The organism is Casimicrobium huifangae, assembly GCF_009746125.1.
Lineage (GTDB): Bacteria > Pseudomonadota > Gammaproteobacteria > Burkholderiales > Casimicrobiaceae > Casimicrobium > Casimicrobium huifangae.
In genome coordinates this window covers 59,482-84,294 of record NZ_CP041352.1, presented here as the reverse complement: position 1 = coordinate 84,294, position 24,813 = coordinate 59,482, and the positions used below count along the sequence as shown (strand labels likewise).

The following is a 24,813-nucleotide window of genomic DNA, read 5'->3' as shown; positions in this document are numbered from 1 at the left end:
GGTGTGCCATTCGTAGGGCGGAACGCTTGCGGTTCCGCCGAATGCGCTGGTGCGCCAATGAAGCGCCGTCCGGAGAAGACCAACCATAATGCAAGCGTTGTAACTTCCTCAGGTCAACCATGCGTAGTGTTGTCGTGATCGGCATGATCCTGGTGGCTGGCTGGTTTGGCTACAAGCAATATGCTGCACGCAAGCCACCGCCACCACCTGCAGCTATCGCCCCGGAAGAGCGGGTGATCACGCCACCAAGCTGGTACGGTCATCCACCAGGAAGTCAAACATCACCACCGACGGCGCGTTCAGCGCCGCCATCGAACGCAGCGCCAAAGTTTGTCTGCGATGGTCGGGTTTATTGTTCGCAGATGCGATCCTGCGAAGAGGCCACCTTCTTTCTGCGGAATTGCCCAGGCACGAAGATGGACGGGGACGGGGACGGCATTCCGTGCGAACGACAGTGGTGCTGAACGCGTCAGCAGTAACGTAGGGCGGAACGCTTGCGGTTCCGCCTTGTGCAGTCGCTGAAGGCAAATCATCGCGAAGTCGGATGCCAGCGCATCCGGCGGAACCGCAAGCGTTCCGCCCTACGGGCTATTCGTTTGCTTTTTCATAAGGAAGCATGACCATTCGCACCTCGGCCTCAACCTTTTCGCGCAAATCCTCGACAAGTTCTCGGAGCGGCGGATCCTCAAGCTGGTCAGGTGCTATCACTTTACGAATCCAGATGTCGTAGTGCAGAGCAACTTCGAGCGCCTGATCGAGGAAGGGAACTGGTTGCGAATGGCCCAAATCTCGATGCGCCACATATCCGTTGCGGAAGGACAGCATTTCCGCGTGATACGCCTCCCACCTCGCAACAGTCATCGACGTTGATGCGAACAAATCTTCTCGAAAAGTCTCTTGAAGAGTCCTAACATCGTCCGGACAAAGTCTCTTCCAATGTGTCTCGTTCGAACTATCGCTACCGAAGACTTTGCACCAATTGCTTATTGCTTGGTGCAAGTGTGCGTCGCTGGTGTCGCTCCAGAAAGACGTCGTCAACTTTGTGTTGGCAAGCCAAGGTCGCAGCGCGCGATGATGAATCAGGTGTTTTACAAAACTGTCGACTAGCGGCACTTGTTCGACGAACACATCCTGACGATAGTTCATATTTGCGTCACTACCTCGTTAGCTGTGAAAGGCCGCTACCCCCGCCGCGCCATGAAAAGTAGCTTCTGGAACAGCTCCGTATCCTGCTCATTCTTGAGCACCGCGCCGTAGAGCGGTGCCAGCACTTTGCGCTGATCTTTCTCGCGCAGCACGGCGGGGTCAACGTCTTCGGCGAGCAAGAGTTTGATCCAGTCGATGAGTTCGCTGGTGCTTGGCTTTTTCTTGAGACCCGGCAGTTCGCGCAGATCGAAGAAGGCTTCGAGCGCGGCGCTGACCAGTTCCTGTTTGATGCCGGGATAGTGCACGTCGACGATCTGCTTCATCGTGTCCTTGCTCGGGAACTTGATGTAGTGGAAGAAGCAGCGGCGCAGGAAGGCGTCGGGCAGGTCCTTCTCGTTGTTGCTGGTGATGATGAACAGCGGCCGGTGCTTCGCGGTGATGGTCTGGTGCGTCTCGTAGACGTCAAAGGTCATGCGGTCCAACTCGCGCAGCAGATCGTTCGGGAACTCGATGTCGGCCTTGTCGATTTCGTCGATCAGCACCACCGTCGGCGCATCGCTGCTGAAGGCATCCCACAGCACGCCGTGCTTGATGTAGTTGGCAATGTCGCGCACCTTCTCTTCACCCAGCTGCGAATCACGCAGGCGGCTCACGGCATCGTATTCGTAGAGCCCCTGCTGCGCCTTGGTGGTGCTCTTGATGTGCCATTGCAAGAGTGGCCAGCCAAGCGCGCGGGCCACCTCTTCCGCCAGCAGCGTTTTGCCGGTGCCGGGCTCACCCTTCACCAGCAGCGGGCGCTTGAGGGTGATCGCCGCGTTGACCGCGAGCAGCAGGTCGGGCGTGGTGATGTAGGAATCAGTTCCCTGGAATTTGGTCGTCACGGCGAAAACTTTGCGGAAGGATGGACAAGCGTGGCGCCAGCGCCCGCTTGTTGCGGGTCAAGGCCGTACGCGTGGAAGCTCGTATGATACGGCGCATGAATATGCCCGCCCCCGCCCTCGCCGATCTCCGCAAGGACTACAAGCTCGCCTCGCTGGGCAAGCGCGACCTCGCTGCCGACCCGATTGTCCAGTTCAACAAGTGGATGGACGAGGCGATCAAGGCCGAGCTGCCGGAGCCGACCGCAATGAACCTGGCGACGGTGAGCGCGCAGGGTCGCCCGTCGGCGCGCATCGTGCTGCTCAAGGGTTGCGACGAGCGCGGCTTTGTCTTCTACAGCAACTACGAAAGCCGCAAGGGCCGCGAGCTGGGCGAATCGCAATGGGCGGCGCTGACCTTTCACTGGGTGGAGCTGGAGCGGCAGGTGCGTATCGAAGGGCACGTCGAGAAAGTGCCGGCGGCCGAATCGGACGCTTACTTCAAGTCGCGCCCGCTGGCCTCACGCATCGGCGCGCATGCCTCCCCCCAGAGCGAGCCGATCGGCAGCCGCGAGGCGCTGATGGCACGCGTCGCCGCAGCAACGGCACGCTACGGCATCCTGCCGGACGGCCCGCCGCGCCCGGCGCATTGGGGCGGTTACCTGATCGTGCCGGAGCGCGTGGAGTTCTGGCAGGGCCGTCGTTCGCGCCTGCATGATCGACTCGTCTACATGCGGCAGTTTGGCGGCTGGCACATCGAGCGGCTGGCGCCCTAGCCTCCCGCTGACGACGCCATGAACTGCCGCCCCGGCTGCGGCGCCTGCTGCATTGCGCCGTCGATTTCTTCACCGATTCCGGGCATGCCGGGAGGCAAACCGGCTGGCGTGCGCTGCGTGCAGCTGGACAACGCAAACCGTTGCCGCATCTTTGGCGACCCGGCGCGGCCGGCGGTGTGCAGCAGCCTGCAGCCTTCGCCCGAAATGTGCGGCGAATCTCCCGACGCGGCGGCCACGCAGGTGCATGCGATGCGCTTTCTCGCCGCGCTGGAGCGGGCGACGACCTGACAGGCTGCTAGCGCTGCACCGCGACGAGTCTTGCGGGGTAAGCTTTCTTGCGAAAAGCTCGTTGAATAAGGGCTCAACGCGGTAAATTGCCAAAAGTCGACTTTTGCTGTTTTATGGCACGGAGCCCACGTCGAATGGTACTTTCAGCAAAAAGCCTTTGTCTCAGGCAGTACAATTTTCACTCTCCCGGACTCCCCTGATCGCGCTGCCGATCGCCCGCCCATGCGCCGCACCACGCTCACCCAGTTTCTCGTTGAACAGCAGCGCTCGGCGCGCGCCATCAAGCCGGAACTGCGGTTGCTGATCGAGGTCGTGGCGCGCGCCTGCAAGGCCATTGCGGTGAACGTCGGTAAAGGCGCGCTCGCCGGCATGCTCGGCAACGCTGGCACCGAGAACGTGCAGGGTGAGGCGCAGAAGAAACTCGACGTCATCTCCAACGAGATCCTGATGGAGGCCAACGAATGGGGCGGCCATCTCGCCGGCATGGCGAGCGAGGAGATGGAGACCTTCCACGAGATCCCCAACCGCTACCCGAAAGGTGAATACCTGCTGCTGTTCGACCCGCTGGATGGCTCGTCGAACATTGACGTGAACGTGTCGATCGGCACCATTTTCTCGGTGCTGAAATCGTCCGACGAACTGGGCCCGGTCACCGAAAAGTCGTTCCTGCTGCCCGGCACTTCGCAGGTGGCGGCGGGCTACGCGGTGTACGGGCCGACAACACTGCTGGTGCTGACCGTCGGCACCGGCGTGCACTGCTTCACGCTCGATCGCGAAATGGGCTCGTGGGTGCTGACGCAGTCGAACATGACGATCCCGGAAGACACCAAAGAGTTCGCCATCAACATGAGCAACATGCGGCACTGGGAGCCGCCGGTGAAGCGCTATGTTGATGAGTTGCTGCAAGGCAAGGAAGGCCCGCGCGGCAAGGATTTCAACATGCGCTGGGTGGCCTCGATGGTGGCCGATGTGCACCGCATACTGACGCGCGGCGGCATCTTCATGTATCCGCGCGACAAGCGCGAGCCGGACAAGCCCGGCAAGCTGCGCCTGATGTACGAAGCGAATCCGATGAGCTTCATTGTGGAACAGGCTGGCGGTGCCGCCACCAACGGGCATCAGCGCATTCTCGACGTCCGGCCCGGCAAGCTGCATGAGCGGGTCAGCGTGATTCTCGGCAGCAAGAACGAGGTGGAGCGCGTGACCTCGTATCACCTTGCGTGAAGGACGAATGACGAATGACGAATGACGCAAAGGTCGGTGATGGAGAGTCGCTCTCGTCCTTCGTCCTCCGTCCTTCGTCCTCGGGCGCAGAGCGCCCCTCCTTCACCGGCATCACGCGCGAAGCCATCGAGAACAATCACTCGCGGGAGGCGATCAAAAATTCGCCGCTCGCGGGCAAGATGCTGTGCGACGAGGCGCTGGCCGCCTCGCTGGATGCGATGCTGGCCGACTGGGACGGCGCCTCGGACGTCTTCGTGTTCGGCTACGGCTCGCTGATCTGGAACCCCTGCATGGAGCATCGCGGCCGGCTGACCGCCACCGTTCGCGGCTATCACCGCCGCTTTTGCCTGTGGAGCAGCGTCTATCGCGGCACACCCGAGAACCCGGGACTGGTGCTGGCGCTGGATCGCGGTGGCGCCTGTCGCGGCATGGTCTACCGCATTGCCGCCGCCGATGCGCGCAAGGAACTCACCCTGCTCTGGCGCCGCGAAATGTTTGGCGGCAGCTACCACGCCCGCTGGCTCAATGCGCAGACCGAGGACGGCCCGGTGCGCGCCATCGGTTTTGTGATGAATCACTCGTCGAGCGCCTATGCCGGGCGCCTGTCAGATGAGGTCGTTGTCGAAAAGCTGGCCACCTGTCGCGGCCACTATGGCTCCGGCGCCGACTACCTCTGCCAGACCGCCGCCGCGCTGCGCGCCGCGGGGCTCGATGACCCGCATCTGGACCGCCTCTGCGACCTGCTCACTGCGCGCGAGACCGCCGACGCGATGGGCGGCAGCGATTGTGGTTGCCCGCCCGGTCAACAGCCAGGCTGATCACTGCGTTGCTGCCACCGGCACTGCGGAATCAGAGTTCGCGGGCTGGCGATGGTCGCCCTGCTGTGATAGCGTGCCGCCATCTTGATGACCGGTGTCGCGCGTTGCCGACTCCGCTAGTGAAAGGAACGAAAATGGGCTTGCTTGATGGAGTTTTGGGTGCCGTGCTGAACAGTCGCGGTGGTGGTGGCGGGCAGCAGGATTTGATGGGTAATCTGGTCGGTGGCCTCATCCAGCAGGCCGGTGGTGTCGGTGGCCTGCTCGACATGCTGCGCAAGGGCGGGCTCGGGCAACAGGCTGATTCCTGGCAAAGCACCGGTCAAAATCTGCCGGTAGACGGCGGTGACCTGATGAAGGTGCTCGGCGGTATGATGGGCGGCGCCCAGGCGCAACAAGGTGGTGCTGGTGGCGGTGATCTCGGCGGCCTGCTGGGGCAAGTGCTTGGCGGCGCAGCACCCGGGCATCCCGCTGGCGGAAGCATTGGCGACGTGCTGGCGCAAGCGGGTGTTGGGCAGGACCAGCTCGGCGGCCTGCTCGCTCAGGTGCTGCCCGGCGTGCTCGACGGCATGACGCCCAGCGGTCAGGTGCCGGAGCAACACTCCAACGACATGATGCAGAACGTGCTCGGCAGTGTGCTGAAAGGCGCACTGGGCGGCAACAAGGGCGGTCTGTTCGGTTGATCGTGACCTGCGGTCGCTAGAATCGTCGGACGACCGAACGGGCAAGCCGGGGGGCGGTCGAACCTTTTTGAGTCGACTACGCCATGATCATGCGCCTCCTCCCGAGTTCTTCTGCTTGCCCGACCCGCTGGCTGGCACCAATTTGCGCCGCAGCCCTGCTCTGCTGTTCTGCTGCAGTGTCCGCTGTGGGCACCGTCGAGGCCGGCTCGGATTTCCACGTGGTAGCAGCGTCGGCTGACACGCAGAAATACCTGACCTACGGCTGGAATGGCTGGAACGGCAAAACCATTCACTGGCGATACAACGACAGCAACCGGTCGACAGCGGCAGCAGGCACGGCCGACGCGGCGCTCAACGCGATTCGCGCCGCGATGGACAAATGGTCTGCCGTCTGTGCCATCACCTTTGTCTACGACGGCACGTCCAGCAACGGCGCCAGTCTCGCCACCAACAACACGCGTGATAGCGTCAATGTCATCGCCTGGAGCGCGCTGGAGAGCGGTGTTGCCGGGCAAACCTGGGTGAGCGCGAGCAGCACTTCGTCCGCCCTGCCGACACTCGACGAGGCGGACATGCTGCTGAGTACCGGGCTGAGTGCGGCCAATCTCGGCGCCGTACTGGTACACGAGGTGGGGCACATGCTCGGCTTGAAGCACTCGAACGTGGAGAGTGCCGTGATGTCCGGGCCCAATACCGCGCCCGATCCCTCCACCACCTACTCCGGATTGACCGAACTGGCAGCCGATGACATCTCCGGCTGTCGCGCCCTGTATGGTGAAGTGCCACCACAACCGAGCGACACCACCGTTGCCCTGAGCGCGACGGCGCTCAACTTTGCCGACACCCAGGTCAACAACGTAAGCAACACCCAGACCGTCGCCATCATCAACACCGGCAGCAGCTTGCTGACCGTGACCGGGGCAACGTTGACGGGTGACGATTTCACCCTCATCTCCACCACCTGCGCCACGGCAACACTGATTGGCCCGGGCGGTCGCTGCGGTGCGACGATCCGCTTTACCCCCAAGTCAGCGGGTGCGCGCACTGGCAGCCTCGTCTTCAAGCACAATGCAAGCAGTGGCTCGGCAACGGTCACTCTGGCGGGTAACGGCGTGACCAGCACATCCGGCAACACGCCCTCGAAACGAGTGATGATCGAGTATCGCTACGCACCGCTCGACTACTACTTCATGACCTCGCGTGACAGCGAGAAAGCGGCGCTTGACGCCACCAGTGGCTGGTCGCGCACCGGTGAAAGCTTCCCGGTGTACACCTCGATGCCGACCGGTGGCCAGGGCATCACCCGCTTCTTCTTCGCTCAGGTGGCGCGCGGCAACACTCGCGGCAGCCACTTCTATGCAGTGCTCGACAGTGATGTAGCAGCCCTGAACAATCTCAATCCTTCGCAGAGCACAGCACCGGGGCTGCCGCAAAACGAGGGTGTTGATTCCTACGCATTCACGCCGCTGGTGTCCGGTGTTGGTGGTTCCTGCGCCAGCGGCCTGCTCCCGGTGTATCGCCTGTTCCGGGGTAACGTTCGATTCCCGGATGATCCCAACCACCGCTATACCGCCACCGTTGCCACCTACAACGCATTTGTCGCCCAGGGCTGGGATGGCGAAGGCGTCAGTTTCTGCGCACCGGCGAACTGAACGCGTCCAACTGACTTCCTGAATACCGAGGCCACGATTGAATCTGTTTGACGCGACGATCATGGGTATCGTCGAGGGCGCGACCGAGTTTCTTCCGATCTCCAGCACGGGTCATCTGATCGTCGCAGGCTCACTGCTCGGCGTGCACGATGAGCGTGGCAAGGTGTTCGAGATTGCGATCCAGATCGGCGCCATCTTTGCGGTGATCTGGGCCTACCGCGAACGCTTCAACGGCGCCATCAAGGGCGTCACCCGCGTGAGCAATGCGCAACGCTTTGTGTGGAATTTGTTCGTCGCCTTCCTGCCGGTCGCGGTGCTGGGCCTGCTGCTCAACAAATACATCAAGGCCGTGCTGTTCAATCCGTACGGCGTCGCGGCGGCGTCGATCATCGGCGCGCTGGTGATCTTCTGGGTCGAGCGGCCGTCGATGCTGGCCGACCGCGCAGTCAATGCCCGCGTTCGCGACGTCGACGACATGACGGCGCTCGACGCCATCAAGGTGGGCTTCGCACAGTGCTTCGGCCTGATCCCGGGCATGTCGCGCTCGGGTTCGACGCTGATCGGCGGCATGCTGTTCGGCCTGTCGCGCAACGTCGCCACCGAGTTTTCGTTCTTTCTGGGCGTACCGACGCTTGCAGCGGCCAGCGTCTACTCGCTGTGGAAGGAGCGCGCGCTGCTTTCGTCCGCCGACATCCCGGTGTTCGCAGTCGGCATGGTCGTCTCGTTCATCGTCGCGCTGGTCGTGATCCGCTGGCTGATCCGCTTTGTCGCGACACATTCGCTGCGCGTGTTTGCGTGGTATCGCCTCGCGTTCGGCGCGCTTATCCTCGCAGCGGGCGCCTTGGGTTGGGTGCAATGGCCCGCCGCCTGACCACAGAGGCCAGTCCTATTTCAAGGCGGACGCCAGCAGACCAATCGCCGCACACACCGCAATCGTTTCCATCGCGCCGCGCTTGAATTTGACGAACCCCACCAGTGCGGCAATCGCGATCAGCGCAGCGAACCAGTCGACGTTGCCGCCCCATCCCTGAAAGCCCTGCGGCCAGAACGTGTGCTGCGCGAAGAACACGGCGAGTGAACCGATCACGCCGACGACAGCGGCCGTGATGCCAGTGAGTGGTGCCTGCAGCTTGAGCGAGCTACGCGTGCTTTCGATGAATGGTGCGCCTGCGAAGATCATCATGAAGCTCGGCAGGAAGGTGAAGAAGGTGACCACGGTGCCCGCGAGCAGACCACTCGCCAGCGGCGAGCTGGCGACCGCGTTCTTCACGCCACCGAGATAGCCGACAAAGGTCAGGATCAAAATCAGCGGCCCCGGTGTGGTTTCGCCGAGCGCGAGCCCATCCATCATCTGTGCCGTGGTGAGCCACTGATACTTTTCGACTGCCGCTTGTGTAACGTAAGGCAGCACGGCGTACGCACCGCCGAAGGTGATCAATGCGGCGGACGTGAAAAATTCGGCCATGTCGGCGAGCGCTTTGCCGGGTAACACCGCATAAACCGCCACGCCAAGAGCGATGAACACCGCGATCAGCACGAGCGAATGCCGCCATGAGAATCGCGCGTGTTCTGGTGACGGTGTGTCGTCGTCGATCACGGCAGGCGGGTGCTTTTTTGTCTTGCTGTCGCCGTGTCCGCCACTGATCCACTTCGGGCGCAGTTCACCTGTGATCCAGCCGACGATTGCGGCCACGGCAACGACCCACGGAAAACCGATCTTCAGAAAGCTCACCGCAACAAACGCGGCAACGGCCAGCACCCACCACACGGCATGGTTGAGCGACTTGCTCGCGATGCGATACACCGCGAACAACACCAGCGCGACGACCGCTGGCTTGATGCCCCAGAGCACCGCTTGCATGAAACTCGTCTGGCCGAAGGTGAGATAGCCCCAAGCCAGCGCCATCATGATCAGCGCGCCGGGCAGCACGAAGAGCCCGCCGGCAACCACGCCGCCCCAGGTGCGATGCATCAGCCAGCCGATGTAAGTGGCGAGCTGCTGCGCCTCGGGGCCGGGCAGCAACATGCAGTAGTTGAGCGCATGCAGGAAGCGTCGCTCGCTGATCCAGCGATGACGCTCGACCAGCTCCTGCCGCATGATCGCAATCTGCCCCGCCGGGCCGCCGAACGAGATGAAGCCGAGCTTGAGCCAGAAGCGCAAGGCTTCGCCGAAGCCCGGCATCGCGGGTGGTTTTTTCTCTTGTGTGACGTTGCTCATGCCGGGGTCCAGTTGTGTTTTTCGTCAGTGGCGTCAACCGCGTCGAGCACCCAGCGGTACAGTGCGTCGTATACGGGCATCATGGCCGCCAGCATCGCGTGGTCATCGCTGAAATTTTTCGAGAAACCGAGCGAGACGGCAAGCAGTCCGGCGCTCTGCGGTGCGAGGTGCAGCGCATCGGTGTCGGCACCGCGAACGATGGCAGCCACGCGTTCCAGTGCCGGGCTGGTGAGTTCGAACGCGCGCAGGAGGTTATCGAACGAGCACAGCGGCCCCGCGTGCTCAATCGGCGCGCCGGGTATGTCATAGGCGATGGCATTGTTGGCCTTCGCAAATGCGAACACCTCGTTCGTCGGTACATAGAAAAACTCGGCGCGCCGATCGATGAAACGGCGGATGAGCCAGGGACAGGCAACACGGTCGATCTTCGGCCGTGCGCGGGTGACCCAGCGGCTGATGGATTCACCCGTGACGCCAAGGTCGGGGCGCTTCTTTACGCGCGGCGCACCGGATTCCATCCATTGCCGCAGACCGCCTTCGAGAAAGCGCGCATCGCGATCTAGTGCGCGCAGTTTGTCGGCGCCCGTGATGCCGACGTGCATGCCCTTCACGCAATAGGCAACGGCTCGCGTTGCTCCCTTTACTTCGGCGGGTTCGGGTCGGTTGGCGTGGTAGTCCCAACGGATTGAACCGGGAATGAAGTAATCGCTCGCCGCGAAGTCTTCGGACTTGCGCACATCGACGAACAGCGGCGCAGCCGGCGTGCCAACGAGACTCGCGCAAACTGCGGGAGAAGTGGATGAGGGTTGGGGTGCAACGGTGTCCATGAAAAACCTTTCGTGCCGCGCCGGGCAGAGCGTTTTGCAGATTGGACGAGACACCGTCAGTGCGCCGCAGGAGGCTGCGACACAGATGGGTTCTGCGATTAACCCACGGACGAAAGCTTACACGAATCCGTTCAGCGAATTGCCGGTTGCGGCGCAGGTGTCGTTGCCGCTGCGTGCGCAACGGGTGTGACTGGTTTCACGCCAAACACGATGCCGACCGTTACCAGTGCAAGGCCGAGCAGCAGGTTCCAGTACAGCGGCTCGCCAAGGAACAGCACCGCGCCGAGAGCCGACAGGCCAGGCACGACCGCAGTGATCATCGTCGAGCGAATCGGGCCGAAGGTCTCGACCATGCGCACGAAAGTGATACCCGAAATCACGACTGAGCCGATGCCCTGCACCACGGCCTGGAAGATGATCTCGCTCCACGGTGCCTCGCGCAGGTGACTCACAACGAGCCCTGTCCAGGCAAGCAGCGCGTAGACCGGCACGAAAGTGAACGCGGCGAATACGCAGACCGCGATGGTCGCGGGGATTGCGCCCATCGCATGCTTGCGCGTCATCACGGTGTAGCTGCTCCAGACGAACGACGACGCAAGGAAAAGCACATCGCCCTTCCACACATCACCCCCATCAAACGCACGTAACAGGCTGCTGCCGCCGACCAGCAGGCCGCCGCCGATGATCAATGCCAGCCCGACCCAACGCCGCCCGGTAACCGGCGTGCCGATCACGACCAGCGCGATCAGCGTCGTCCACAGCGGCAACATGCCCGGCATCAGCACCGAGGCATGCGCTGCCGGGGCGTAGAGAAACCCGCTGTAGGCAAAGCTCGCGTAAAGCAGCGCGGCAAAGGTACCGGCGATCGCGGTAGTGCGCCACGGATAGGGCGACAGGCCGAGCCACATCTGCGCAGCGCCCGGCTCGCCGCGCTCGCGGGCGCGACGCACCCACCACCAGCCCCAGGGCAGCATCACAATGCCAGCACCGATCATGCGCACGAACGCGATGTCGAATGGTGTCAGCGTCTTGTGCGCCATCGCCCGCGCGACGATGATGAAGCTGGTCCAGATGGCGACGGTGATGATCGCCGCAGCGATGCCGATAGTCCGCTTCGAAAGTTGCATGGCCGGCATTATCGGACGGGCACGCCTCGGCCTGTGCGCAAGATCGGCAGCCTAGAATGACGTTGTGTCATCCATCAAGACGGCAGTTTCTGCCGGCGCGCTGTTCGCCGCCGCCGCGCAGTTCGGCTTTGCTGCCAAAGCCATTTTCATCAAGCTCGCCTACGCCGCGCATCCCGGGCTGGACGCGGTGACGCTGCTGGCCATCCGCATGCTGTTCTCGCTGCCGTTCTTCCTGTTCATGGCATGGCTGGGCAATCGTGACAATGGCAATGCCAACATGCCCCGGCAACCGCTGTCGCGCGGCGACTGGGGCTTTGTGGTGTTGCTTGGCTTCATCGGCTACTACCTGTCGAGCTTTCTTGATTTCTGGGGCTTGCAATTCATCAGCGCTGGTCTGGAACGGCTGATCCTGTTCACCAATCCGACTATCGTGGTGGTGCTGTCGGCGTTATTCCTGCGCAAGCACATCACCGGGCGTGTCGCACTGGCGCTGCTGGTCTCCTACGCCGGGCTGGCGCTGGCGTACTGGCACGATCTGGTCATCACCAGCGACACCCGCGCGCTGGTGACCGGCACCGTGCTGGTGTTTCTCTCAGCGCTTTGTTACGCCATCTACATGATGGTTGGTACCGGGCTCACGCGACGCATTGGCAGCACGCGCTTCACCGCCTATATGATGCTGGTAGCGACCGGTTTCGTGATGGCGCAGTTCTTCATCATGCGTCCGCTCAGCGCACTGGACTTGCCGCCGACGATTTATCTCTACGGCGTCGGCCTGGCGATCTTTTCCACGGCTGCGCCGGTATGGATGATGGCCGAAGCGCTCAAGCGCATCGGCGCCAGTGATGCCTCAATGATCGGCACCGTTGGCCCGGTGATCACCATCTTCCTTGGCGTGATCTTTCTCGGTGAACAGGTATCGCTGCTGCAACTGATTGGCGCCGGACTTGTGCTGGCAGGCGTTGCGATGATCTCGCTGAACAAGACCGCACCCAAGCCGCCGGATACGCCGCCAACGCGATAGCGCATCGGCGACTACTGCGGTAGGCTAGGTGCCTGTCCGTCACGCCGTTCACCGGGTTTTCCATGGTTCGTACTTTTCTCGCCACCCTGTTGGTGTTGCTCGCGATCTCTGTCGATGCTTCGGCCGCCGTCGGCGCCACCCATGTCGAGCGTCCACCCGGCGTCATCGACCGCACGCCCCGCGTCGCCGTCATTTGTGCGTTCGAGCCGGAGCTGTCCACGCTGCTGAAGAACGTGACCAGCAAGCGTGGCTACCGCGTGAATGGCGTTGAGTTCACGACTGGCAAGCTGCGCGGCAAGCCGGTGGTGCTGTTCCTGAGCGGCATCAGCATGACCAATGCCGCAATGAACACGCAGCTGGTGCTGGACCGCTTCAACGTCACACACATCGTCTTTAGCGGCATTGCCGGTGGCGTGAATCCGGCGCTGAACGTGGGTGATGTGGTGGTGGCGGAGCGTTGGGCGCAATACCTTGAGATTCTTGCGGCGCGCGAAGTTTCTCCTGGCTCGTTCGCGCCGCCGGGATGGATGGACGATGTGAAACTGCCCAACTTCGGCATGATGCACCCGCGACCAGTCGGCGTGCGCTCGAAGGGACGCGAGAAGGAAGAGAAGAAGCTCTGGTTCGCGGCGGACGCGAAGCTGCTGGCGATGGCGCGGGCACTGGGTGACGTAAAGCTGGCCGACTGCGACGAGAAGAAGGTTTGTCTCACCAGCAAGCCGAGGCTGGTCGTCGGTGGCAACGGTGTGTCCGGTCAGGCCTTCGTCGACAACGCGGCGTTTCGCGAATACACCTTCAAGACCTTCGATGCCAGCGTGCTCGACATGGAGACTGCAGCCACCGCGATGGTGGCCTATGCCAACGGCGTGCCCTACATTGCGTTCCGCAGCCTGAGCGATCTCGCTGGCGGCGGCAAGGGCGAAAACGAGATCGAAACCTTCTTCAAGCTCGCTGCAGACAACTCAGCCAACGTGTTGATGGCATTTCTGTCGGCGTGGAAGTAGCGCCCGAGGGCGCTTGTCATCAGCGCGGGGTGCGGCTCTGATTGGGGCGGCGGAGACTGGTCCACGCCGTCAACGCAAACAGCGCTGCTGCCAGCAGGGTCAGGCCTTCGCGCCCCAAGGCATCGACCACGGCCGCGACGCCGCTGCCGACAAAGCGAGCCATGGTGGCGACCGTACCGGGGCCACCGCCGACAGTGCAGTTGATGCCGTAACCACCTGCCGCCGCAAGAATGGCGGAACAACCCATCCGCAGGTCGGCAGTCGCGGCGCCCGGCTGGTTGCCGAGAAAGAGAACTTGCACCGTGCAGGTGGTCGGGGCAATGTACTGCGTCGTCGTGTTGCAGGTACCGCCAACAATCTGGAACTGCGACGCCAGATTGGGGTTGAGCGCGATCTGGTTGAAGGTCAGGCCGGCCGCACTGCCACTGGTCGTGATGTTCGCGGTTACCGTGTACGTCTGCCCTGGTTGCAGCGTCGCGCTGGACGGGGCATTGCTATTGGCAAAGGCAGTGCCAGCCACAACACCGGCTATTGCCGTGTTGCTCAACAATACCGCTGCGCCCAATAGCGCGCCCACTTTGCCGAGACGAATTTTCATGACCGGACACCCGCTTGCCTTCGATGCGGCAGTCTATGATGCCGACACGCCCGTCGCAAGGCATTCCGTCTGCGGTAGCGATACTGGCCGGCATGCCCGGGCTTATTTGTGACAGTTGACCAGCTTGGTTTCTACGTGTTGTTCGGCGGCTTTGCGTTGACCGCGCTGGCCGAGACGTTGTGGCCCAGATACGCCTGGACGTTACGCGAGCGGGCACAGCATCTCGCGCGCAACCTGGTGCTGTGGGCGCTGTTTCTGCTGGTGATCAGCCTGCTGGTCAACTGGCTGCTGGCCCCGCTCTCCGCAGCCGCACGTATGCATGGCCTGGGTTTGCTGAATCTATGGCCGGTGCCGTACTGGCTTGCATTCATCATCGGCTTTCTGTTTGCAGATTTCTCCGACTACGTGCTGCACCGTGCCAGCCACCGCTTCCGTGCGCTCTGGCTGCTGCATGCGGTGCACCACTCCGACCCCCGGCTCGATGTGTCGACCTCGCTGCGGCAGCATCCGCTCTTCTTCGTGGCGACACTGTCGATTCGCGCGCTGCTCACAGTGGCGTTGGGCGCGCCGGTGGAGGCGCACGCGGTGCGCGATGTCTGCGGTGTGGCGACCTCGCATCTGCATCACGCGGCGATTGGCTGGACCGCCAAAGGCATCGCCTGCTGGCAGCGCTGGATCGGTTGGCTGATCGTGACGCCAGCCGCGCACTGGGCGCATCATGACCCCGATCCGGCGCTGACCAACAGCAACTACGGACAGGTGCTGTCACTGTGGGACCACCTGTTTGGCACCTTTCATCCGCCAGCCCTGCCGACGCGCGACAGCGGCCTTGATGCGCTGCGTGATGGTCGCTGGCAAACGGTCACGGGCATGCTGCTGACGCCCTGGCGGGCGCGGCGCTTCGACCGCTTTTGAGCCACCAGTGATGCGCAATTCGGCTGGCAGACGATCCTTGTTGCATGGCAGCTTTTCACGGATATCCCCATTGGCAATGGGCTGGGGCACGGAAAAAGTGAAAAGTCGATAATTGGCGAATTTGGGGTTGCAGCCCACGTTCGGCGGCCATTTCACCAACAAGTTGATGAGCATTGCGGCGCCGCGAAGCACCCGAATACCGTTCGCCATCGCAGACCGGGTGGACGGTTCAGCCGCGCTGTAACAAGCTGTAACCCCCCAAGCCGCGTCAGCGCCGCCACGCCGCCGCACAATGCCGTCTACCTCATCACGACACCGGTTTAACGGTGCGTGAAACCACCGGAGGGCACGGCCATGGCTGACCATTTTTACGCCGAAGTACGACTGCAGGGGCGCTCTGCCGTTCTGCTGATCACCAGCGACAACCAGTGGAAGCTGGTCAACGAAGAACCGGGCATGAACTTCGCGAAGTTCGCCGGCAAGGGCGGCAGCTGGGGCCAGGGCATGGCCCAGATGACGCAGTGGGATTTCTATCCGGCCGGTAGCAACGAGGCCGCGTTCAAGTTGTCCAATCTGTCGTTTCCGCCAATGATTGTGATGGAACCGCGCATGTTCCAGAACCAGTTCCAGGTCGGTGCGGCGTGGGCCAAGGCGCTTGGCTTTGACAACGGTCCGCGGGCGGCCATGGGCCTGCGGGCACACTGGTATCCGGTGGCGACCGGCGCGCTGATGTCCTGGATTCGCCAGTATTGCGAGGAACGCAATGAGGAACTGAAGAAGCTGGCCATCAGCCTCGGCATCAACATTGCCGCGATCTTCGATCCCACCGGCGGGCTGTCACTGGTTGGTGCGGTGGAAGCATCCACTCGCGGCGACTATCTGGGCTGCGCGCTCAATCTCGCCGGTGCCATTCCGATTCTTGGCAAGTTCGCGCAGGCCGCGCGCAATACGCGGATCGCCGCCCGCATGGACGCCCTGCTCTCCGAGATCAAGGTGCTCAACGACTGGCTCACGCAATCGAAGAATGTGTTGCAGCGTTCGCGTCTGGCGGCGGAGGCCGGCCTGGCAGGCATCATCAAGCGTGTCAGCGCCGGCGCCAAACTGCTGCGCAACGAGGGCTGGATTCGCCGCCTCGACCCGAAGGACTGGGCGCAGGTCGGCTTCCTGCCGAAGGAGGTGGACGTGCTGCGCGAGTTTGCGCAGCAGGGCTACTACATCGTAATCCGCGCCTGCAACCCGGAGCGCGTTGAGTGGCTGACCTGGGCGGCGCGGGTCGGCGTGCGCACCCTGTCCAAGCCGCTCTGGATCAAGGCCAAGTCGCTCAAGGTTGGTGGCTATCTGCGCGGGCTGGTGGGCTATCGCAAGATGCACGGCGTTCGCGATGCGTTGCGCTCGGTCAAACCGCCGTCCGGTTTCAACCCCGGCTGGATTGCGCGTGGCGGCGGCAAGGTGGATGCGGTCTACGGCATCGCGCCGGGGGCGCACAGGGTGTTCGGACTGACCGACGCCGGGCAGGCCGCAGATCACTTCCTGGTCGAGACGGATGGTTTTCTGATTCTGGTCGACAGCAAGGGCGCGGCCTATGTCTCTGATCTTGACGTGGTGCTGATCCAGAAGCAATTGCCCTCGGGTGCATTTGCGCCCCCGGGCATGCACGTCGGGCCCAAGGGCATTCCGTGGAAAGGGGGCGACAACGCCGAGGTCGGCGCCTTCTGGAACAAGTCCTTCGAAAAGGCCGGCTATCCGCCGGGCTATCGCCCCATTCAGCACGGCGAAGCCGGCGGTACCGCAGCGAACTTCAAACCGGCTGGAGAAAAATTCGATCCGTCAATGGATGTGCGCAAGCAGGTGTGGGAGCCCGGCGACACGTGGGATAGCGAGCGACTGGTAGTCGCCGCACAGGCCGACAACATCGGCGGCGTAGGGCTGGCCGAAAGTTGGGGCAAGATGGATGCATTTCATGCCGCCAATCCGATGGGGCAGTTCCGCTTCAGCCGGCCCGGCAAGTAGTGCAGCAAGAGCCGGCCGGGCAACTCAGGTTTTCTTCTGGGGTCGTTTCCAGTTCGCAATGGTGACTGGCTTGCTGCGCGCCACCGTGAGGGCGCCGGCGGGTGCGTTCTTGGTCACGGTGCTGCCGCCGCCCACGGTACCGCCTGCGCCGATGGTGACCGGCGCTACCAGCACGCAGTTGCTGCCGACGTGGACATCGGCCTCAATCACCGTGCGGTGCTTGTTGGCGCCATCGTAGTTGGCGGTGATGGAACCGGCACCGTAGTTGACGCGCTCGCCGACCGTGGCGTCGCCGAGATAGGCGAGGTGATTGGCCTTGGCGCCTTTCGCCAGCGTTGAGTTTTTCACTTCGACGAAATTGCCGATGTGAACTTCATCGCCGAGCGCAGCACCGGGGCGCAGGCGCGCGAACGGCCCGATCAGCACACCCTCGCCCACCGTGCAACCCTCAAGATGGCTCATCGGATGCACCACACTGCCGGTGCCGACGGTGACGTCACGCAGCACACAGTTGGGCCCGATACGTACGTTGTCGCCCAGCTTCACGGCGCCCTCGAACACGCAGCCAACATCGATGAAAACGTCGCTACCGCAGTCAAGCGTGCCGCGCACATCAATGCGCGCCGGATCGGCCAGGGTAACGCCCGCCGTCATGAGTTTCTCTGCCTCGGCGAGCTGCACCTTGCGCTCCAGTGCAGCGAGTTGAATCTTGTCATTCACACCTGCAATCTCCATTTCAGAGTCCGGCTGTGCGGTGGCGACCCGCAGACCATCAATGGCTGCCATCGCGATCACATCGGTCAGGTAAAGCTCGCCCTGCGCGTTGTGCGGCGTCAGTCTCGCAAGTGCCCCGCGCAGCCACGCCGTCGGTGCCGCCATGATGCCGGTGTTCATCTCGTGAATGGCGAGCACGGCGTGGTCGTTCGCCGCCAGCGCGTCCTTGTGCTCGACGATCTTCACCACCTCGCCCGCCGCGTCGCGCACGATGCGGCCGTAGCCGGTGACATCTTCGACCACACAGGTCAGCAGCGCAAACGTCTGCTCGTTGACCAGGCTGACCAGCGCGTGCAGGGTTTCGCTGCGGATCAACGGCGTATCGCCAGTCACCAGCAGGGTCACGCCGTCGCGCTCCACCGGCGCCAGCCCCACGGCGGCGGCGTGGCCAGTGCCGTTCTGCGGGCTTTGCAGCGCCCACGTCACTGATGCCGCCGGGAACGCGGCGCGCACATCCTCGGCGCCGTGTCCAACCACGACGACTGTCTGCGCTGGCTGCAGTGCGGCCACGCTGGCGAGCGCGTGTGCCAGCAGCGGTTGCCCGGCCAGTGGCTGCAGCACCTTTGGCAGACGCGACTTCATGCGCGTACCTTTGCCTGCAGCGAGAACGACAACGGAAAGCGGCGGGGCAGTTGAACTCATGAGCGCTCGGCAATCGCGATAGTGCTGCAGTGCAGCAGTGATGGTGGCAGGGATTCTACGGAGACTGCCACCTGCCAGCGCTCCTACAATGACTGGTTGTTGTACGGAGGATTCCTGAATGAATATCGCAAGGCGCGCGGCCACTGCCGCCGCGACACTCGCGGCGCTGGCCGTGACCCTGGGCGCGGCAACTCCCGCCGCTGCCGATGACTGCAAAGGCCGGGGCGAGCTCGACAGCAACTACTGTGACGAAAACGGCGATCTCGTAGCCGAACCACCGAAGGACAAGAGCAAGTGGAAGGACCCGAACACGCTGGTCTTTGCCTACACGCCCATCGAGGACCCGGCGGTTTATCAAAATCTGTTCAAGGGTTTCACCGACTACCTTGCCGCCTGCACGCAGAAGAAAGTCGTTTACTACACGGTGCAGAGCAATGCCGCACAGATCGAGGCGATGCGCTCCGGGCGCCTGCATGTGGCCGGGCTGGCGTCAGGCGAGACCGGCTTTGCGGTGAACCTCGCCGGCGCGGTGCCGTTTGCCATCAAGGGCAACAAGGACGGCCCGCGGCTGTACCGGCAAGTGGTGGTGGTAAAGAAAGACAGCCCGATCAGGACCATCGCCGATCTCAAGGGCAAGAAAGTCGCGCACACCTCGCCGTCCTCCAACTCCGGCCATCTGGCGCCGCTGGCGCTGTTCCCGAAGGAAGGCATCACGCCGGGCAAGGACTACAACATCGTGTTCTCGGGCAAGCATGACCAGTCACTGGCTGGCGTGCTGAAGGGCGACTACGACGCCGCGCCGATCACCAGCGACATTTACGACCGCTGGGTGATGCGCGGCCAGATGAAGGCCGACGACGTGCGTATCATCTATCGCAGCGGCACTTTCCCCACCTCGGCGTTCGCGCACTCGCACGACCTTGCGCCGGCACTGGCCGACAAGGTGAAGAAGTGTTTCTTCGATTACAAGTTCTCACCCGAGCTGCAGAAGGAATTCCTCGGCGATGACCGCTTCCTGCCGGTGAACTACAAGAAGGACTGGGAACTGGTACGCGCGGTTGCCGTGGCGTCGGGAACGCCGTATAACCGGGCGCAATTCGACAAAGAAAACGCCAAGAAAAAATGAGGAGTGATCTGATGAAAAAAGTATTGCTGTCGGCGACGCTGTTCGCCGGATTCGCCGTCGTGTCCACCAGCGCCTGGTCACAGGCGGCTTGCAAGAACCGTGGCGAGCTTGATGTGAACTATTGCGACGAGAACGGCGACCTGGTTGCCGATCTGCCGAAAGATCAGAAGAAGTGGAAGAACCCGTCCACGCTGGTGTGGGCCTACACGCCCGTTGAAGACCCGGCTGTCTACGAGAAGATCTTCTCGCCGTTCACGCAGCACCTCGCCGCCTGCACCGGCAAAAAGGTCGTGTTCTTCCAGGTGCAGAACAACGCTGCCGAGATCGAGGCCATGCGTTCCGGCCGCCTGCATGTGGCGGGTTTCTCGACCGGTCCGACCGCGTTCGCGGTGAACGTCGCTGGCGCGATTCCGTTTGCAGTGAAGGGCTACGAGAAGGATTTTCAGGGTTACAACCTGATCATGGTGGTCAAGGCAAGCAGCAACCTGACCAAGCTCACCGACCTCAAGGGCAAGAAGGTCGCGCATACCTCGCCGTCGTCGAACTCGGGCAACATGGCGCCGCGCGCGCTGTTCCCGAAAGAAGGCATCACGCCCGAGAAAGACTACACGGTGGTCTATTCCGGCAAGCATGATTCCTCGATCCTCGGTGTGCAGAAAGGCGACTACGATGCCGCGCCGGTTGCGTCTGACGTGTACGAACGCATGGCACGCCGCGGCCAGATCAAGGAAAGTGATTTCCGCGTGATCTATCGCAGCAAGAAGTTCCCGACCTCGAGCTTTGCCTATGCGCACGACCTCGAGCCGAAGCTGGCCGACAAGGTGCTGTCCTGCTTCTACGACTACCGCTTCACGCCCGAGATGCAAAAGGCCTTCGACGGCGCCGATCGCTTTTTCCCGATCAACTACAAGACGACCTGGGCGCCAGTGCGCGAAGTGGCCGCTGCCGGTGGCGAGAGCTTCGGCAAGGCCGCTTATGTGAAAGAAACCGAGCGCGAGGCGGCGGCTGTAGCGGCCAAGAAGAAGTAGCGCGCTAGCGCGCGCACGACGAAAGACGAAGGACGAGTGACGGGAGCATTTCCAAGCGTCCTCTCCGCCTTCGTCACTCGTCATTGGTCATTCGTCTTCGCGAAGCTACTCCATGAGTTCACTTTCCATCAAACACCTCGTCAAGGAATATGTCCCCGGCAAGCCGGTTCTCAAGGACATCTCGCTTGATATCGAAGGCCGCGGCATCACCGCCATCATTGGCCCGTCCGGCACCGGCAAGTCCACCCTGATCCGCTGCATCAACCGCCTCGTCAATCCGACCGCGGGCGAGATACTGTTCGAGGGCAAGGATCTGGCCAAGCTCTCCGGCCAGCCGCTACGCGAAGCGCGGCGCCGCATCGGCATGGTGTTTCAGGAATACAACCTGGTCGAGCGGCTGTCGGTGATGGAGAACGTGCTGTCGGGCCGGCTCGGCTATGTCAGCGCATGGACGGCATGGCGCCGCAAGTTCGACGATGCCGACATCCAGAAGGCGTTCGGTCTGCTCAAGCGCGTGGGGTTGGCCGACTTCGCCAATCGTCGCGCCGACGAGCTCTCCGGCGGGCAGCGCCAGCGCGTGGGTATTGCGCGCGCGGTGATGCAGTCACCGGGGCTGCTGCTGGCGGACGAGCCCACCTCCTCGCTCGACCCGAAAACCTCGGTCGAGATCATGGAGCTGATGCGCGACCTCGCCGCCGAGAACAACGTCCCGGTGATGATCAATATCCATCAGGTCGAGCTCGGCAAGCGTTACGCCGAGCGCGTGATCGGCATGAGTGGCGGCCTGGTGGTGTACGACGGCGCCCCGGATGGACTGGATGGCGACGTGCTGCGCAAGATTTACGGCGGCGAAGACTGGCTGGCAACATGAGTGCGATCGCCACTGATCGCGCTGTCACCCGCGCCGATTTTTTCACGCCATCGCTGGGCAAGCGTCTGGCTTGGGTGGCCGTGTTTGCCTATCTGGTCTATGCCGCAGCGACCTTGGGGCTCTCGCTGGAGCGGGTGCAGCAGGGACTGGGGCATGGCGTGCGCTTTCTGGCCGGATTCTTTCCGCCCAACTTCACCGAGACCGACATCGTTCCCGGTCTGCTTGAGTCGCTGCAGATTGCTTTCCTGTCGTCGCTGATCGGCACCTTGCTTGCCATTCCGATTGCGGTGCTGGCTGCGCGCAATCTGATGCCCGCCGGCGTGAGCTGGGTGGCGCGGCTGGTGATCATCTTTTGCCGTTCCTTTCATCCGGTGATCGTCGCCATCATCGCCGTCAAGGCAGTGGGCTTCGGGGCGTTGGCCGGCATCATCGCGCTTACCTTTGCCAGCATCGGTTTCGTCGGCAAGCTGCTCGCCGAGGCCATCGAGGAAATCTCGAAGAAGCAGATCGAGGCGGTACGCGCGACCGGTGCCTCGTTCATGAACGTGATCGCGTACGGCGTGGTGCCGCAAGTGATGAACCGCTTCATCGGCTTTGTGGCGTATGAAACCGACAGCAACCTGCGCAACTCGACGATGGTGGGCGTGGTCGGCGCTGGTGGTATCGGCGGCACACTGTTCTCGGCGTTCCAGCGCTTTGACTACAACTTTGTCGCCGGCATCATCCTCGCCATCATCGGTCTGGTGATGATCGGCGAGGTGCTGCAGATTTACGTGAAGCGGGTGTTCAGATGAGCCAGCGTTCATGGTTCGACAAGCTCACCACGAACGGAGAGAGGGGTGAGTGCGGCGTCGACGCACGCAACTGCGCCCGAGCCTGCCGAGGGGTCACCACGAACGGAGGTCTGGTGTGAGCAGCGATCCGTTGTCGGCGACGGCCGAGATGCAGCGCTGGATTCGCTTCACGCCGGCGCAACGGTTGGCGCGATTCGCCGTTTTCTTTGTCATGGTCGCTGCGGTTGGCTGGGCGCTGAAGACGATCGAGATCATCCCGGAGTTCCTCTACGACGCGCCCGAGCAAGTCGTGGACATGGGATCGCGCATGTGGCCGATCGATTGGGGGCATTTCTGGCCGGTGGTCTGGCCGGCGCTGGTCGAGACCCTGCACATTGCGGCGCTGGCGACGATCCTCGGTTTGCTGATGGGTATTCCGGTCGGCTTTCTCGCCGCACGCAATGCAACGCCGGTGCTCTGGCTCAATGCGATCGCCCGCTTCATCCTGGTCGCAACGCGCTCAATCTCAACCCTGATCTGGGCGCTGTTCTTCGTGGCGATGTTCGGCCCCGGCCCGCTCGCTGGCGCGCTCGCAATTGCGTTCCACTCCATCGGCTTCATCGGCAAGATGTTCTCCGAGGGCGTTGAAGAAGCCAACCGCGGCAGCATCGAAGCGCTGCAAGCCGCGGGCGCGACACGCATGCAGCAGATCCTGATGGGCTACTGGCCGCAGGTGATCCCGACCTTCTGGTCAATCGCCCTGTTCCGCTGGGACATCAATGTGCGTGAATCGGCCGTGCTCGGACTGGTGGGCGCCGGTGGTATCGGCATGGCGCTCAACGCGGCCATCGACCTGATCCAGTGGGAGCGCGTCGCGCTGATCCTGTTCACCATCTTCATCGTAGTCATCATCATTGAAACCATCGTGACCCAGATCCGCAAGCGGGTGATCTGACGACGGCTGCGCCGTCAAGACGAGAGACGAATGACCAATGACGATAACGGTATACGGTATTCCCAATTGCGATAGCGTCAAGAAAGCGCGCAAGCTGCTTGACCAGCGTGGCGTGGCGTACACCTTTCACGACTTCAAAAAATCCGGCGTTCCCGATGCCGAGCTGCGACGTTGGGTCGTACGGAGAGGCTGGGAGACCCTGCTCAACCGCAAAGGCACTACCTGGCGCGGGCTACACGACGCGTTGAAGCAATCGGTGCATGATGCCGAATCGGCGATTGCCGTCATGCTCGGCCACCCGAGCACGATCAAGCGACCCGTTGTTGTGGCTGGGGCTTCGCTGGTGATCGGTGTCGACGCGGACGCGCTCGCGGCGCTCGCCTGACCGCGCCGTCACAACAGCGGTACAACGGCTACAGCTTTTTGTCGCAGCCCTTGTTCAACAAGGGCTCATGGCTGTTTTCGTCTGGAAGTCGAATAAGACCAAAAACGACCTGCTAGCCCCAATCGAATGCGGCTTTCCGCAGAAAGCTGATGCGTCGAGCGCGTCTTGGATGGTCTTGGACGGTACTGGCGACCAACCATACGCGCCCGAGTTAAGCGCGATGAACCAGAAATCGTCAGGCCGCCCGCCGGATGTCGGCCTGCCCCACCCGTAGAGCATGCTGCTCGATGTCCGCGCCGCTGACCGACACCGCGCTGTCTGGTGGCACAGCAGCCCATTCCGGGCAGCAGGGATTCGTCCGGTCCTGCAGCGGCTCCGATGCAACGATGGTGCCGTGACTACAGCGGTTGACGTAGAGCGTCGGGGGTCGGTTGTCGCTCGAATAGCGAAAGGCGTAGATCGTCTTGCCATCCGCCAGAGCGGCAGCGAAGCGAAGCGGTGCGCTGATACCGGCCTCACCCATCATCTGCCGGACATCGCCCAGCATCGCCGCCATTGCATCGATGGGTGTCATGCCCCGCTCAATGTGGTTCACTGCAAGCAGAAACATCAGCTCCGAATCGGTCGCGCCCTTGCGGGCCGCGTAAAGTTCATCCGGCAACAGCGACTCCATGCGGCGGCGAATCTTTGCGTAATCGCCGATCTGGCCGTTGTGAATGAACAGCCACTGCCGGTAATGGAACGGGTGACAGTTCTGCCGCGCCACCGAGGTACCGGTAGTTGCTCGCACGTGGGCAAAAAACAGTGGTGAGCGAACGGCGGCACACAGCGCCAGCAGGTTCTCGTCGCTCCACGCTGGTGTCACTTCACGATAGACACCCGGCTCCGGACGTTCCGCAAGGCCGGTGTACCAGCCGAGGCCGAAGCCATCGCCGTTGGTAGTGAGCTTCGCCTCCTCCGCCTGCATCGACTGGCGCACCAGCGAATGCTCGGGTTTGCAGACAAGGTCTTCCAGAAAAATCGGTTCGCCTGAATAGGCAAGCAGTCGACACATGGGCAGGGCTGCGGGTGCATGCCGCAGCGGCTGTTACGCTT

Annotated in this window: 26 protein-coding genes; 18 read left to right on the top strand and 8 right to left on the bottom strand. The window is 62.6% G+C overall.

Translation table 11 applies throughout. The features are described 5' to 3' along the window. The first annotated feature begins 119 nt into the window (after window positions 1–119). Complete coding sequence (locus FKL89_RS00370) at window positions 120–464, top strand: excalibur calcium-binding domain-containing protein (protein ID WP_238363448.1); 345 nt, start codon at window positions 120–122, stop codon at window positions 462–464. A gap of 124 nt (window positions 465–588) precedes the next feature. Here FKL89_RS00370 and FKL89_RS00365 read toward each other — a convergent pair whose 3' ends face one another. After that, a complete protein-coding gene (locus tag FKL89_RS00365; RefSeq protein WP_156860811.1) occupies window positions 589–1,146 on the bottom strand; it encodes a hypothetical protein in 558 nt (185 codons plus the stop codon). Between the two features lie 35 nt (window positions 1,147–1,181). Then, window positions 1,182–2,027, bottom strand: a complete 846-nt coding sequence (locus FKL89_RS00360) for an AAA family ATPase (RefSeq protein WP_156860810.1) — start codon at window positions 2,025–2,027, stop codon at window positions 1,182–1,184. Window positions 2,028–2,122: 95 nt separating this feature from the next. On the opposite strand from FKL89_RS00360, the gene pdxH reads away from it, so the two are divergent. The 7 genes from pdxH to FKL89_RS00325 all read left to right on the top strand — a co-directional run bounded on the left by pdxH (window position 2,123) and on the right by FKL89_RS00325 (window position 8,312). After that, window positions 2,123–2,779 (top strand): pyridoxamine 5'-phosphate oxidase, encoded by a 657-nt coding sequence (gene pdxH / locus FKL89_RS00355; protein WP_156860809.1) that lies wholly within the window; start codon window positions 2,123–2,125, stop codon window positions 2,777–2,779. An 18-nt stretch (window positions 2,780–2,797) separates the two neighbouring features. Then, on the top strand, window positions 2,798–3,067 hold the full coding sequence (locus FKL89_RS00350; RefSeq protein ID WP_156860808.1) for a YkgJ family cysteine cluster protein: 270 nt from the start codon (window positions 2,798–2,800) through the stop codon (window positions 3,065–3,067). A gap of 222 nt (window positions 3,068–3,289) precedes the next feature. Then, window positions 3,290–4,291 (top strand): class 1 fructose-bisphosphatase, encoded by a 1,002-nt coding sequence (locus FKL89_RS00345; protein WP_156860807.1) that lies wholly within the window; start codon window positions 3,290–3,292, stop codon window positions 4,289–4,291. Window positions 4,292–4,305: 14 nt separating this feature from the next. Continuing rightward, the gene (locus FKL89_RS00340; protein WP_156860806.1) at window positions 4,306–5,109 is read left to right on the top strand and encodes a gamma-glutamylcyclotransferase; all 804 of its coding nucleotides are present in this window, start codon (window positions 4,306–4,308) and stop codon (window positions 5,107–5,109) included. 65 nt (window positions 5,110–5,174) lie between these two features. Continuing rightward, window positions 5,175–5,789, top strand: coding sequence for a YidB family protein (locus tag FKL89_RS00335; protein ID WP_420361131.1), 615 nt, complete (start codon window positions 5,175–5,177; stop codon window positions 5,787–5,789). Between the two features lie 176 nt (window positions 5,790–5,965). Further along, window positions 5,966–7,441, top strand: a complete 1,476-nt coding sequence (locus FKL89_RS00330) for a matrixin family metalloprotease (protein WP_238363447.1) — start codon at window positions 5,966–5,968, stop codon at window positions 7,439–7,441. A 37-nt stretch (window positions 7,442–7,478) separates the two neighbouring features. After that, a complete protein-coding gene (locus tag FKL89_RS00325; protein ID WP_272953716.1) occupies window positions 7,479–8,312 on the top strand; it encodes an undecaprenyl-diphosphate phosphatase in 834 nt (277 codons plus the stop codon). A gap of 15 nt (window positions 8,313–8,327) precedes the next feature. On the opposite strand, the gene chrA is transcribed toward FKL89_RS00325, so the two are convergent. From chrA to FKL89_RS00310, 3 genes are all read right to left on the bottom strand, one after another. Beyond that, window positions 8,328–9,659 carry a chromate efflux transporter gene (chrA, locus tag FKL89_RS00320; RefSeq protein ID WP_156860804.1) on the bottom strand — a complete coding sequence of 444 codons (1,332 nt, stop codon included), beginning with the start codon at window positions 9,657–9,659 and terminating at the stop codon, window positions 8,328–8,330. Next, the gene (locus FKL89_RS00315; RefSeq protein WP_156860803.1) at window positions 9,656–10,486 is read right to left on the bottom strand and encodes a chromate resistance protein ChrB domain-containing protein; all 831 of its coding nucleotides are present in this window, start codon (window positions 10,484–10,486) and stop codon (window positions 9,656–9,658) included. The genes chrA and FKL89_RS00315 overlap by 4 nt, the downstream gene beginning before the upstream one ends. 131 nt (window positions 10,487–10,617) lie before the next feature. Next, entirely contained in the window at window positions 10,618–11,613 is a 996-nt protein-coding gene (locus FKL89_RS00310; RefSeq protein WP_156860802.1) for a DMT family transporter, read from the bottom strand. 64 nt (window positions 11,614–11,677) lie between these two features. Here FKL89_RS00310 and FKL89_RS00305 point away from each other — a divergent pair, with 64 nt between their 5' ends. Then, the gene (locus FKL89_RS00305; protein ID WP_156860801.1) at window positions 11,678–12,637 is read left to right on the top strand and encodes a DMT family transporter; all 960 of its coding nucleotides are present in this window, start codon (window positions 11,678–11,680) and stop codon (window positions 12,635–12,637) included. A gap of 62 nt (window positions 12,638–12,699) precedes the next feature. After that, window positions 12,700–13,641 (top strand): 5'-methylthioadenosine/S-adenosylhomocysteine nucleosidase, encoded by a 942-nt coding sequence (locus FKL89_RS00300; RefSeq protein ID WP_156860800.1) that lies wholly within the window; start codon window positions 12,700–12,702, stop codon window positions 13,639–13,641. 19 nt (window positions 13,642–13,660) lie between these two features. Here the strand turns inward: FKL89_RS00300 and FKL89_RS00295 are convergent, their stop codons facing one another. After that, window positions 13,661–14,239 carry a hypothetical protein gene (locus tag FKL89_RS00295; protein ID WP_156860799.1) on the bottom strand — a complete coding sequence of 193 codons (579 nt, stop codon included), beginning with the start codon at window positions 14,237–14,239 and terminating at the stop codon, window positions 13,661–13,663. A gap of 108 nt (window positions 14,240–14,347) precedes the next feature. Here FKL89_RS00295 and FKL89_RS00290 point away from each other — a divergent pair, with 108 nt between their 5' ends. Together FKL89_RS00290 and FKL89_RS00285 are read left to right on the top strand one after the other, a co-directional pair. After that, the gene (locus FKL89_RS00290) at window positions 14,348–15,154 is read left to right on the top strand and encodes a sterol desaturase family protein (protein ID WP_156860798.1); all 807 of its coding nucleotides are present in this window, start codon (window positions 14,348–14,350) and stop codon (window positions 15,152–15,154) included. A 354-nt stretch (window positions 15,155–15,508) separates the two neighbouring features. After that, entirely contained in the window at window positions 15,509–17,164 is a 1,656-nt protein-coding gene (locus FKL89_RS00285; protein ID WP_156860797.1) for a hypothetical protein, read from the top strand. Window positions 17,165–17,188: 24 nt separating this feature from the next. On the opposite strand, the gene glmU is transcribed toward FKL89_RS00285, so the two are convergent. Further along, window positions 17,189–18,580 carry a bifunctional UDP-N-acetylglucosamine diphosphorylase/glucosamine-1-phosphate N-acetyltransferase GlmU gene (glmU, locus tag FKL89_RS00280; protein ID WP_156860796.1) on the bottom strand — a complete coding sequence of 464 codons (1,392 nt, stop codon included), beginning with the start codon at window positions 18,578–18,580 and terminating at the stop codon, window positions 17,189–17,191. A 118-nt stretch (window positions 18,581–18,698) separates the two neighbouring features. On the opposite strand from glmU, the gene phnD (FKL89_RS00275) reads away from it, so the two are divergent. The 6 genes from phnD (FKL89_RS00275) to FKL89_RS00250 all read left to right on the top strand — a co-directional run bounded on the left by phnD (FKL89_RS00275) (window position 18,699) and on the right by FKL89_RS00250 (window position 23,718). Beyond that, a complete protein-coding gene (gene phnD / locus FKL89_RS00275) occupies window positions 18,699–19,706 on the top strand; it encodes a phosphate/phosphite/phosphonate ABC transporter substrate-binding protein (RefSeq protein WP_156860795.1) in 1,008 nt (335 codons plus the stop codon). Between the two features lie 11 nt (window positions 19,707–19,717). Beyond that, window positions 19,718–20,734 (top strand): phosphate/phosphite/phosphonate ABC transporter substrate-binding protein, encoded by a 1,017-nt coding sequence (phnD, locus tag FKL89_RS00270; RefSeq protein WP_156860794.1) that lies wholly within the window; start codon window positions 19,718–19,720, stop codon window positions 20,732–20,734. 82 nt (window positions 20,735–20,816) lie between these two features. Next, the gene (phnC, locus tag FKL89_RS00265; protein WP_395707583.1) at window positions 20,817–21,605 is read left to right on the top strand and encodes a phosphonate ABC transporter ATP-binding protein; all 789 of its coding nucleotides are present in this window, start codon (window positions 20,817–20,819) and stop codon (window positions 21,603–21,605) included. Then, window positions 21,602–22,399 (top strand): phosphonate ABC transporter, permease protein PhnE, encoded by a 798-nt coding sequence (gene phnE, locus FKL89_RS00260; RefSeq protein WP_156860792.1) that lies wholly within the window; start codon window positions 21,602–21,604, stop codon window positions 22,397–22,399. The genes phnC and phnE (FKL89_RS00260) overlap by 4 nt, the downstream gene beginning before the upstream one ends. Before the next feature lie 148 nt (window positions 22,400–22,547). Further along, on the top strand, window positions 22,548–23,333 hold the full coding sequence (gene phnE, locus FKL89_RS00255; protein WP_156864491.1) for a phosphonate ABC transporter, permease protein PhnE: 786 nt from the start codon (window positions 22,548–22,550) through the stop codon (window positions 23,331–23,333). 37 nt (window positions 23,334–23,370) lie between these two features. Further along, on the top strand, window positions 23,371–23,718 hold the full coding sequence (locus FKL89_RS00250; RefSeq protein ID WP_156860791.1) for an arsenate reductase: 348 nt from the start codon (window positions 23,371–23,373) through the stop codon (window positions 23,716–23,718). Window positions 23,719–23,953: 235 nt separating this feature from the next. On the opposite strand, the gene FKL89_RS00245 is transcribed toward FKL89_RS00250, so the two are convergent. Next, a complete protein-coding gene (locus tag FKL89_RS00245) occupies window positions 23,954–24,772 on the bottom strand; it encodes a class II glutamine amidotransferase (protein WP_156860790.1) in 819 nt (272 codons plus the stop codon). Window positions 24,773–24,813 lie beyond the last annotated feature (41 nt).

Bases quoted from the DNA above. Each gene is read 5' to 3' on its own strand.
- FKL89_RS00370 (WP_238363448.1), top strand. From the start codon at position 120: ATGCGTAGTGTTGTCGTGATCGGCATGATCCTGGTGGCTGGCTGGTTT.
- FKL89_RS00365 (WP_156860811.1), bottom strand. From the start codon at position 1,146: ATGAACTATCGTCAGGATGTGTTCGTCGAACAAGTGCCGCTAGTCGAC.
- pdxH (WP_156860809.1), top strand. From the start codon at position 2,123: ATGAATATGCCCGCCCCCGCCCTCGCCGATCTCCGCAAGGACTACAAG.
- FKL89_RS00350 (WP_156860808.1), top strand. From the start codon at position 2,798: ATGAACTGCCGCCCCGGCTGCGGCGCCTGCTGCATTGCGCCGTCGATT.
- FKL89_RS00345 (WP_156860807.1), top strand. From the start codon at position 3,290: ATGCGCCGCACCACGCTCACCCAGTTTCTCGTTGAACAGCAGCGCTCG.
- FKL89_RS00340 (WP_156860806.1), top strand. From the start codon at position 4,306: ATGACGAATGACGCAAAGGTCGGTGATGGAGAGTCGCTCTCGTCCTTC.
- chrA (WP_156860804.1), bottom strand. From the start codon at position 9,659: ATGAGCAACGTCACACAAGAGAAAAAACCACCCGCGATGCCGGGCTTC.
- FKL89_RS00315 (WP_156860803.1), bottom strand. From the start codon at position 10,486: ATGGACACCGTTGCACCCCAACCCTCATCCACTTCTCCCGCAGTTTGC.
- FKL89_RS00310 (WP_156860802.1), bottom strand. From the start codon at position 11,613: ATGCAACTTTCGAAGCGGACTATCGGCATCGCTGCGGCGATCATCACC.
- FKL89_RS00300 (WP_156860800.1), top strand. From the start codon at position 12,700: ATGGTTCGTACTTTTCTCGCCACCCTGTTGGTGTTGCTCGCGATCTCT.
- FKL89_RS00295 (WP_156860799.1), bottom strand. From the start codon at position 14,239: ATGAAAATTCGTCTCGGCAAAGTGGGCGCGCTATTGGGCGCAGCGGTA.
- FKL89_RS00285 (WP_156860797.1), top strand. From the start codon at position 15,509: ATGGCTGACCATTTTTACGCCGAAGTACGACTGCAGGGGCGCTCTGCC.
- glmU (WP_156860796.1), bottom strand. From the start codon at position 18,580: ATGAGTTCAACTGCCCCGCCGCTTTCCGTTGTCGTTCTCGCTGCAGGC.
- phnD (WP_156860795.1), top strand. From the start codon at position 18,699: ATGAATATCGCAAGGCGCGCGGCCACTGCCGCCGCGACACTCGCGGCG.
- phnD (WP_156860794.1), top strand. From the start codon at position 19,718: ATGAAAAAAGTATTGCTGTCGGCGACGCTGTTCGCCGGATTCGCCGTC.
- phnE (WP_156860792.1), top strand. From the start codon at position 21,602: ATGAGTGCGATCGCCACTGATCGCGCTGTCACCCGCGCCGATTTTTTC.
- phnE (WP_156864491.1), top strand. From the start codon at position 22,548: ATGCAGCGCTGGATTCGCTTCACGCCGGCGCAACGGTTGGCGCGATTC.
- FKL89_RS00250 (WP_156860791.1), top strand. From the start codon at position 23,371: ATGACGATAACGGTATACGGTATTCCCAATTGCGATAGCGTCAAGAAA.
- FKL89_RS00245 (WP_156860790.1), bottom strand. From the start codon at position 24,772: ATGTGTCGACTGCTTGCCTATTCAGGCGAACCGATTTTTCTGGAAGAC.